Source organism: Paenibacillus sp. N119s, from assembly GCF_059447605.1.
On sequence record NZ_JCAJRU010000187.1, the window covers coordinates 1 to 10,419 of the forward strand.

The 10,419-nt window shown below is 38.6% G+C and carries 8 protein-coding genes and 2 pseudogenes; 3 read left to right on the top strand and 7 right to left on the bottom strand.

The genetic code is table 11. From position 1 onward, the window contains the following. On the bottom strand, positions 1-651 hold a 651-nt coding region (locus AC5V8P_RS18835), incomplete at its 3' end, for a bifunctional metallophosphatase/5'-nucleotidase (protein ID WP_495473775.1). Positions 652-924: 273 nt separating this feature from the next. On the opposite strand from AC5V8P_RS18835, the gene AC5V8P_RS18840 reads away from it, so the two are divergent. Both AC5V8P_RS18840 and AC5V8P_RS18845 read left to right on the top strand, forming a co-directional pair. Beyond that, on the top strand, positions 925-1,989 hold the full coding sequence (locus AC5V8P_RS18840; protein WP_064796246.1) for an HD-GYP domain-containing protein: 1,065 nt from the start codon (positions 925-927) through the stop codon (positions 1,987-1,989). A 462-nt stretch (positions 1,990-2,451) separates the two neighbouring features. Next, positions 2,452-3,291 (top strand): manganese catalase, encoded by an 840-nt coding sequence (locus tag AC5V8P_RS18845; protein WP_064796247.1) that lies wholly within the window; start codon positions 2,452-2,454, stop codon positions 3,289-3,291. Between the two features lie 275 nt (positions 3,292-3,566). Here the strand turns inward: AC5V8P_RS18845 and AC5V8P_RS18850 are convergent. The 6 genes and pseudogenes from AC5V8P_RS18850 to AC5V8P_RS18875 all read right to left on the bottom strand — a co-directional run. Beyond that, positions 3,567-3,716: pseudogene (locus AC5V8P_RS18850) on the bottom strand (YmaF family protein); the annotation flags it as partial. A gap of 627 nt (positions 3,717-4,343) precedes the next feature. Continuing rightward, positions 4,344-4,730 carry a hypothetical protein gene (locus AC5V8P_RS18855; protein WP_064796249.1) on the bottom strand — a complete coding sequence of 129 codons (387 nt, stop codon included), beginning with the start codon at positions 4,728-4,730 and terminating at the stop codon, positions 4,344-4,346. Between the two features lie 14 nt (positions 4,731-4,744). After that, complete coding sequence (locus AC5V8P_RS18860; RefSeq protein WP_064796250.1) at positions 4,745-5,890, bottom strand: hypothetical protein; 1,146 nt, start codon at positions 5,888-5,890, stop codon at positions 4,745-4,747. Between the two features lie 249 nt (positions 5,891-6,139). After that, positions 6,140-7,153, bottom strand: a complete 1,014-nt coding sequence (locus AC5V8P_RS18865; protein WP_064796251.1) for a fibronectin type III domain-containing protein — start codon at positions 7,151-7,153, stop codon at positions 6,140-6,142. A 250-nt stretch (positions 7,154-7,403) separates the two neighbouring features. Continuing rightward, positions 7,404-7,622, bottom strand: a pseudogene (locus AC5V8P_RS18870) (hypothetical protein). A 250-nt stretch (positions 7,623-7,872) separates the two neighbouring features. Next, on the bottom strand, positions 7,873-9,267 hold the full coding sequence (locus AC5V8P_RS18875; protein WP_064796252.1) for a helix-turn-helix domain-containing protein: 1,395 nt from the start codon (positions 9,265-9,267) through the stop codon (positions 7,873-7,875). A gap of 224 nt (positions 9,268-9,491) precedes the next feature. On the opposite strand from AC5V8P_RS18875, the gene AC5V8P_RS18880 reads away from it, so the two are divergent. Continuing rightward, positions 9,492-9,929, top strand: coding sequence for a hypothetical protein (locus AC5V8P_RS18880; RefSeq protein ID WP_064796253.1), 438 nt, complete (start codon positions 9,492-9,494; stop codon positions 9,927-9,929). The last annotated feature ends 490 nt before the right edge of the window (positions 9,930-10,419 follow it).

Below are 10,419 nucleotides of genomic sequence, written 5' to 3' on the forward strand. Positions count from 1 at the left end.
GCTGTTCCCGATCCGCAGCGGTTCCTCCAGCACATGGTGAGTGTGACCGCCAAGGATCACGTCAATTTCAGGAAACTGAGACGCTAGTTGCTCATCAGAGGGTAACCCCAGGTGAGACATCACGACTACTACATCCACCTGCTTTCTGATTGCTGCGATCTGCTTCCCCAGCACCTCAAACGGATCGAGCACATTCCAGCCCAGCAATTGGTAAAACTCTGCAAAGGGTGCTGTCACACCAAGTAAACCGATCTTGATCCCTGCTTTGTTCAAAATAAGGGATTCCTTCATCCACGAAGGAATCATCCCCGTAGCACGCTCTGTAATATTGCCACATACGACTGGACAATGGATCCCCGCATAAGCCTGCTCAATCATATCCGGGGTAAAAGTCAGTCCCTCGTTGTTACCGATCGTAATTGCATCGTATCCTGTCAGATTTATCACATCCACATTTGCCCCACCGAGCGTTCCTTCCGTCTCGGGGGCCATCCGATCCATGTGGTCTCCTATGTCCAGCACAAGTAGCGCATCCCCTAATACAGCTCTTCGTTCATTGATCATCGCGGCTATCGAAGGCATACTGCCAAAATGACTATGGATATCATTGGTATGCAAAATGGTCAACGTTTGCCGTGTCGTCATCTCCATAACCGCCCTCCTCTATATTTTATATATCGACTTTGGAGCTTCTAATGTTTAAGCATACCATGATATTTAGCAATATGGTACATATGAGGTGGACATAGATAATGAAATCATAGACATTTGCCTTCTATATATAACTCAAAAGAGACGGGCCCTTGGGACCTATTTTACAGCTTGGAATAATAGTAAATTAGTCGTTGTCATCCCATATAATTCTTGATATATTAGGTTTGTTTCGTATTTTCGACAAATTTACGACAATAAGGAGGTTAGCACATGAGAGTTCACGTTACCGATGCCAAGCCGGGAGATCGCCTCAAATCCGATACATATAACGGGCACGGTGTACCTGTCATGATACAGGGTACCGAGCTTCAGCAAGACGATATTTCCAAGCTCATTATGCACGGTGTCGATTATATTGACATTGATGCTGGTTCTGCGAGCATTCCGGTTGGCTTTGCCCCCGATGTTCCAGCTTCCCCCGAGTCCCTCAAACGCGCCGTTCCCCTCATGGAGCAAACGATCAGTGGCTTTGAAAGCATGTTCCTCAAAGCTTCCTCAACTGGAAAATTTGAGGAACATCGAGTTGATGAGCTGTTCGGCCCTCTCGTTTCAGAACTGGCTCGTCAAAAAGATGTCGTATCTCTGCTGTTAATTATGGAACGGGGAGATCACTATACCTATAATCATTCTCTCCAAGTAGGTATACTGTCATATTACATTGCCACATGGCTTGGATATACAGAGGAAGAGGCATATGCGGCTGGTAAAGCTGGATATTTACACGATATAGGCAAGTCCATGATCCCGGATGAAATTTTGAACAAACCGGATAAACTGACACCTGAAGAATTTCATGAGATGAAGAAACATTCTCAGTATGGCTATGATATTATTCGCAATTCAACCAGCGATGAGATTTCAGCAATTGTCGCCTTGCAGCATCACGAACGCGAAGACGGAAGCGGGTACCCCCATGGACTGTTCAAGGAAGATATTCATCCTTTTGCCAGCATAACGGCTGTTGCCGACGTATACAGTGCGATGATTTCCAATCGTGTGTATCAGACAAAACAGGAGTTACTCACCGTATTACGTGAGCTGCACAGCATGAGCTTTGGACATCTAAATCCAGAAACTACCCAAATATTCATCAGACATATGCTTCCAAATTTCATTAATAAGCAGGTTCTATTGAATACAGGCCAGACAGGAACAATTATCCTGAACAATCCTGTGGATTACTTTAGACCCTTAGTAAGAATTAACGATCATGAATATATCGATTTGGCCAAGGAACGCCATGTATCCATTGATGAAATTTATCTGGAATCCTGATCTGCCACTAACACTGCCACCCGGCGTTACTTTGTTTGTACAAAATGTTTTATCGAAGCACAGGCTACATGAATGTAAAGAGGCTGTCCTTAATCCGTAGGTTTCTCCTACAGAGGACAGCCTTTTTTGTGTTACGGACATTAGCCTAATTACGATCAATATTCCGGAGGGTCAGTAACACTCAAATCCCCACCGTTTCTGCTTGGAGTTTGCCCATTGAATATTCCTCCAAACAATACAATGCTTAAGCCTCCTTTAAGTTTTTATTTTAAAGTGAACCATATGCTCCCCTCTTTTATTATTTTTGTACAAACCGAAGAAACGAAAGATTAAATGTGAAGGCTCTCGTCAGTCTAGTATTAGTGTATTTGTTGTGCGGCAGATCCTCGTTTTATAGCATCTTGAACAGGTTAATATAGTTAGGATTCACCAAACTGCTTTTAACCTATAGGAGGACTGATTATGTTTAGACATCAAAAAGAGTTGCAGTTCGAAGTGAAAGTAGAGCGACCTGACCCTCTATTTGCCCGACAGGTACAAGAAGTTTTGGGGGGCCAATTTGGAGAAATGACCGTGATGATGCAATATTTGTTTCAAGGGTTTAACTGTCGTGGTGATGAAAAATATAAAGATATGTTAATGGATATTGGAACAGAGGAAATAGGGCATGTGGAGATGCTGTGTGCTTTAATTAGTCAATTACTTGATGGGGCTAAACCAGAAGATCAGGAACAAGCTGCCAAAGACCCTGTTACTGCGGCCATTATGGGAGGAATTAACCCGCAGCATTTACTGGTGAGCGGTCTTGGCGGATTGCCTACTAGTTCAACTGGAGTTCCATGGAACGGTTCCTACATTGTTGCAAGTGGAAATCTTTTGGCAGATATGCGCTCCAATTTGCATGCAGAGAGTCAAGGTCGATTGCAGGTAGCAAGACTATATCATATGACGCAAGATGAAAGCGTTAGGGCTACACTACGGAAAATGCTAGCACGTGACCGTTATCATCAGTATCAATGGATGGCAGCCATCCAAGAATTAGAAGAAAAAAATGGTGTTGTAGTACCGGCTTCTTTTCCGCCTGAAGCAGAGCAGGAATCTCAACCTGAAGCATACGAGTTTTGGAACTTGTCTGAAGGCGAAGAATCCAGTAAAGGCCTGTGGGCAACAGGAAGTGCGCCGGATGGAACTGGAAACTATGTATACATCTCTAATCCCGTTGCCAAAGGTCAAATTTATAGTGCCAAAATACCGGCAACCGAGTTGCACCATGACTTAGACCATAAAACTTCAGATAAATAAACAAGTAGCAGACGAGTCTTCCTAATATTAGAGCTTGCTTATTGGTGACACTAACCCAAAAAGATGAAACATAAATATATACTTACAATCGGAACCAGGCGGATTATCATAAGGCATTAAATCATAGCTAGTCTTAAATCAAGAAGTACAATATCACTGTAAGAGCAAAAAGCCCTGCGGACCCATTATGGTTAGCAGAGCTTTTTGGTTTAATCAAACCACCACTCATTAAACAAGAGGTGCCTGAATCAGTGTTGCGAAATTAAACTGGTGCACGCTTGCCCAGTAACACCTGCAAAGCGGTGGTTATGTCGGTCTGCGCCTTCTTCAGCCAGTTTTGTACTCCCTTCAAATTCGTGTACATGCCTCTGTGTCTGTTTAGAAGAGAGGGTTTTCTTTTTCACTCCAGTTTTATTCTTCTGCATCTGTTGGTGTGCCTCCTTATGTTTGTGTCTCACAACATCCTATTAAGCAAACATACATAAGTGCTGGGCAACTATCTGCGGTCACAGAAAAAATAAAAGAAGACGAACTTAAAAAGTTCGCCTTCTACACTACCGCTCAATTGGAGGGGATTAATGCATTTATACGCACAGCTAAATTAACATTTTTTTAGGCTTAAAAGCTTCGTTATCAAGAATGGTATCACATTTTACTGAAAGCTTAATTTTTTTCTACTATTATATATAATGTTTTTTTGACGATTAGTAGCCATTATTGTTTTACTAAGAATGTCTCTAAGAAATTGCCTAAAAATCATTATCAAGTATTTTGTAACATCATCATTGGTCAGCAATTTCAAACGATGATCTTTCCAGATGATCTTGCACGTCTGATCTTCCGTTGAAATTCTTACATTATTGCCTGTCACGCTGTACACTTTCATATTTTTTATAATTATACTCATAACAAGCGGCTCGTAATCTATCATTAGAATCAGACGTAATAAATTCAATATGCATCTATGCATCACCTCGCCCTTTATAGCCGTTTTGTCGCACAATCCAGATTACACCACAAAAAGGCTCTAGGTAAGTCTGGAGGCTTTACTTTTATTTTTCCATTAATTCATTAAATATTTCTCTATCTTCGGAAGTAAAGTCGGAAATCCGTTTCTTTTGCTTGTATGTGTTGGTACTTGAATCCAGCTTAATGAAGCTATTTTCACCAACCACGTATACGATATTTTCTTCTATTTTATAAGACAGAACGTTATCAATCACTGTATTTGGGGCTTCAATTTGATGAGTGTATAGTATTGGAGGCTCACCCGCTCCTTCCCCCCTGTAAATCTGAAAAGTCCCATCTCCAAAAAACTCTAGCGTATCTTTTCCATAAGGGTACTTCCTCATCGTGTCATCTCCAGAATTTGCTAGAAAAATTATAGTAGTAGTTATAACTAGTAGAGAGATCAAGATGTAGATGTGTCTGCGTTTCATCTGCACTTCACACCTCACTTCCAAGCCTTTTTTGTATCAGTTACTGTAACATAAGATGTATACTCATTGAGTGTTCCCCATGATTCCATTAAATTTGTTAGATTGGCCGCAGCCCAACCGAGTTTGTTGTCCCCAGTAAACATTTGTTTAAAATTATATTCAAAATTATATTTATCATAATATATTGTAGTAATTTCCCATTGTCCTTTTACATATGTTCCATCTATTTTGTACTTCATTTTGTGAAAAGCGTTATATAAATCTTTGTCACTTTCAATTGCAATAGACCCATAACTTGAAAAAACTTTAACTTTTTTGTCGTTTGCTTTTTGTACTTCTTTTTCAATTACATACATATTATGTTCTTTAGATTTTTTAATTTGTTGAGCCTCATACGTCCACTCGTTAAAGTGTAAATTTCCTGGTTTGTAGTCAAGTGAATGTTGAAGTAAATTGGCTGTAATGTCCCCGTACTTCTTTCGAGCTATAGGAACAGCTACTAATGTAAATGCTTTACGATCAGGATAATGTATTACAGTATCTGTTGAATCCTTTACCTTCTCTACGCCTCGCACCCAAGTCTTTTCTAGTTCTACCATCGGATTTTCAAACGGAAAAGTATTATTTCCTGCATACACTAACATATTCTTACTATATGCGCCTTCCAGTACTTTTTGCGAGACATCAGACTGATCCTTTTCTCTTGTTTCCTTAGGTTCTAACTGAGGACTGTATTGAATTTTTCCCAATTGATCTTCTTTTTGTTTTAAAACAAGTTCAAACTCAAGGATCTCTTTGCTGGTATCAATCTGTTCTTGATACTCATCTACATAAGCGTGTGTAAACGTAATATCTCGGATTGTGTTTTCATTTCTAATGATTTGGATATTACATTTGCGATAGTAATCCTCACTATCAGGTTTATACTCTGTGTTTGCCCATGTATACAGCATGTTGGATTTATCCGCATTGTCTACAACTGAAGGAAGCGAATGAAGCGGAATTCTGCTTCGAATATGTAGCGAATGAGTTAAGTTTGGAGACTTAGCTGAAAGGTTTATGAAACTATTATTCTTATAAGTAAAGCCAATGACCTCACCTTTTACAAACTCGATTGGTTCACCACCGGATTTGCGTTCTATTCTTAATGAAATGCTCATTGAAATAATCTCCTCTGTTAATTCAATCTAGTTCTTCAGGAAATATTTGTTAGAAATTAATTTCCGAATATTAATATATACGAAAAATATTAAATAGTAAACATATTTTCAACATTGGTAAAGGACGACAATTGATTACCTTGGCAAATTATATGAAGAAGCTAAAACGAAATATATACCAGCTAACACAGAACTGCTAGAAACGATAAAAGCTCTGCCAACCAATTAAGGTTAGCAGAGCCTTTCAATTTATTTAGAGTATTCACTTACTTCAAATGTTAGGATACGATCAAACAGCATGTAGTCCTTACGGCTGCTGAATGGGCCTTTATTGTTATCATGTTTATTGATTGCATATGAAGCCGATCCAGAACCAGCCTGCTTACCTTCGTACCATCCAATAAAGTCATTGACCTCTTTCATGCTTAGGTCAAATTCCTTCTCTAAGCCAGTTGTCATGGTGACTACCAGGATTGCACGATTACCTATTGGTTGAGACGGTTCAGTAGGTTGTTCTGAATCAGTTGGTTCGGTATTATCCCCATTAGGAATTATAGTAATTGGATCGCTTTTAAAAGATTCATGTCCTAATACATCAACTGCGGAAATTTGAAATTCATACTTACTCCCATTAATAAGTTTGGTTATCTCAAGTTCAGTTGTTGGATTTTCAATCGAAGTTACGAATTTACCATCCTGATAAATATTATACTTTTTAAAATCAGACTGCTCATTCTTATTCCAACTTAACAAAGCAGAGGAATCCTTTCCAACTCCTTTAAGTTGTTCTGGTATTTGAGGAGCAGGATAAAACACCCCTGTTTTTAAATCATACGAACCTTGATAGTAGTATGGGTAATCTATAGGCGTAGGTGATTTATCATTAGGAGATAAACCTAGTTTAAACAGTCCAGCAGCAGCGTAATTGGATATATTCCCATCTAAAGTAAACTTCAATTCGTTCGTAGAATTTGAGATAACATTTATTCCATATTCATCAGTTGGGTTTTTCCCCCAAGATGTTTTACTATCATTAAAATCAAAATTGTTATAATTATCTCCGCCTTTTGAAGCCTTTTTTTTGCCAAAAAGATCGGGTAGGTTTTCACCAGTAACAGTAAAAATAGTACTCTTATTGATTTTAGTATCACTTGCTGTTATTGAAGTCACTTTGACTGGACTTGCAGTTTCACCATGAACTATTCCAGTAAACGCAATGAAAAACATTAGCATTAGAGGGACAAGATAAGTTATTCTTTTCAATTTAAAATCTCCTTTTGTTTTGTGTAACCACATCATATTATCTAGGGTTCACACTGTCTAAACATAAACTTGCTAATCTATAAATATAATCTAAATATTTGCATATTTATTTTTTATTGGGCATTAAAAAGGACTCATACCAATTTCTATAACTGGTTGAGTCCTTGTTTTTATTCCACGATAAATCTTTCCTTTGTGCCATCAGAATATTTATCTAACTGATGATCTACCCATGATCCTAGTTACCCAGCTAGTCTTTTACATCTACTCTAAATTCAAACTGATTCCGTATGTAATAAGCTCCGGCAATCTTGACCGAATTAGGCGAAAACTTTTCTATAGTGCCACCATAGGCTATAACCGATAAAAAATCTCCGCCAATGACTGAACAACGTATACCTTTACCTGGCTTAATGCAGCTGCAAACAAGTTCTATATCCGACTTTAACACTTTATAAGTATGGTTCATGCTGATCACCTCAGATAGTTATTCTCCCGTATGTGTGGTAATTCCTGCACTAAAGAAAGCCCTACCAACTATAAGGTTGGCAGAGCACTAGCTTTAAAATCCTCCAATGGTAACGTTAGGCTGAGTACTATGGTGGTGGTTTAAGGCTTGATCCGGAACAGTAACAATCAGCAAAAAACTAGCTACAGTGATTAGCAGTATCATTTTTAAACATGTCAAACCATGCATTCTAGAATAAAGGAAAAAAATATTAATAGTAAAATAATTTTTCTCTTTGCCCTACACTAACTAAACTTTCATACTTTACAAAAGTTCTAACGTCAGCAAATTGTTTAAACTGCTCAAATAATCTTATGCATCTAATGAAAAAGGATTCTTTGTTATTGGCTAATGATTTAGATAAAACGTCTAGCAGGTATTTGAAGCCATAAGAGTAATTGCCTCTGTTCAAGTAGTATTTAGCAAGTTCATATTTAAAACGTGTTGTTTGCTCTGGTACTACTTGATAAGTATACATATCCGATGATGGCTGTTGTACAAAAGAATCAATAATCATTTCAAACCGTTTAAGTATATCATTCACGTCTAACTGAAATCGGTTAGCAGCAAACATACAGTTCAAAAGCTTTACAATCATTTCCTTATCGACTTTATCACTTGATGCAATAATATATTGAACATAATCGTTTAGCACGCTTATATCTCCAGATAAAAGCTTATATACGTACGTGTTACCTTCTGCCCAGTTTTGGAACAACCCCATCCAGTGTTGGGTATCCTCGTCCTTCTCCAAAACCCAATCTAAACTAGCGTAGGCGTATGTATACTGGAGAGCTTGGTGGTAATCGTCTTTAGCTTCGCAAGAACCTGAACACAACAAATCAGCATAAGCAATGTACACAAACAGTGGACGACTTAGTTTCTTGGAAGACTCATCACACATTCGACTCTGCTGTTGATGTTTCATCGAATATTGTATTTCCGCCTTAGCTCTCATTTTTCGAGCTATTTTATCAACCTTGTCCCATTTACGCAATGACCTGTACACGTTAGCTAAATCCTTCAGCGCGTCAAGCTGTTCCATTTCATCAAGACGTTCCACAAAGGGTTCGAGTAGCGTTGCTGCCTCGAGATTACGGTTTTGATCCTCTCCAACTTGAATTGTGAATATACGATATTGGCAGACTGCCAAACGTTCAGAGTGTTGATATCTCTCCGTTTCAGCTACTCCCTCATAGAGTATCAATGCCGCTTCTAATCGTCCCTGCTCCAACAATCCTTCTGCAATTTCAAATAGCTTGGGTGAATACAGGAGATTGTCCATGATGGCTCCCACCACTCGACGGATCTCATCCAACCTGTCTAACTCCGCACAGCGAAACAAAAACGGCTCGATTCGCCTCATATTCGGGGGATGGTCGATGACGAAGTTCTCTATAAACAGATCGTAAAACTCTCCTTCTGGTAAACCCATAGCCTCAGTGATTCGGTCAAGCTGGTTAACAGACATTGACTTATTTCCTGTCACAATAGCACTTATTATCCCCCTATTCATGCCTGCAAGTTGTCCGAATTGCGCTAGGCTCAAACCTTTTTGTTGTATATATTTATCTAATTCTGCTCGAATCGTAGGTGTATGCTTCATATCATATCCACCTTCCACACAGAAATTCCAAAACTTTTTATTATTGCATTCTATTGTCGTCCATAATTTAACAGTTGTCAATAACCTCCTTTTTTTCATTTAAAGCCTTTACCTGTCCACGAATCTATTAAATATATTTATATATTCCATAAAAAGGTTGACGATGTTGATAGACCTGTTTATGCTATTTATGGATTTACAAATATTTCAAGGAGGCGTTTTGTTTGAAAGTAAAATTTCTACCACAAGCTTTTCTAGCTGCAACGTTACTCATTTCTTTGGGAGTCGTCAGCCCGGCAATCTCTCATGCTGAGAAAGGGGGGAAAATCCCTGACCAAATGTTAGCGGGTACAATCATCCAATATGATGAGAACAATAACATGGTTGTATTGGAAAAAGGAACTCCAGTACCTGAACAGCAAAAATCTAAAGCTGCTATTGCCCCACTTACTGCTGAACAACAAGTTGAGCTAGAAAAAGAAAAACAACAGGATAAAGAGATCGAAGAAGCAACCAAATCACTGCCGGTGTATCATATTGATAACCCTGATCCTCAGCCTGGTTTAAAAGTTATTTATGACGGCGAAGGTTTTATCAAAGATATTATCTTGCCTGATCAAAAAGAAATCAACTGGGACTTATACATACGGAGAATACGATAATAAAAATTAAAAATCGTGGAACATCTAGTGACTATGTTCGAGACACAGGGAGTTTATTATTTAGGTAGCACTTCTCAGAAAAATCAGGCAGAAAGACGCGGCGTATATTATTATGATTTCACATCGAAAATTCACCCCCCCATTTTCATACAAGAAGAGGGTTTTATCAATAACTTCATACTGCTGAACAAGTAATTATTCTGTTGAACTATGCCAAAAAGCCGGAAAGAAGTTTACGCTTTCTCTCCGGCTTTCTTTATCTGATTCCAATCACTAAATCTATTGCGGAACCTCTCTCACAGTCGTACCTTTGTACGCTCCTCTATTACTAGCTTAGCCAGTAGAGCATTTAGTGTTTACTTAGAAACTGTATCCGTATTAGAGCGTGTCTTCAAACTATAAAACTATGATTTGAGTATCAATAATGGTAAACTTTTCGTATGAAAAGACGATACGAAATTCGAGACGACCAATGGAATCAAATTAAACA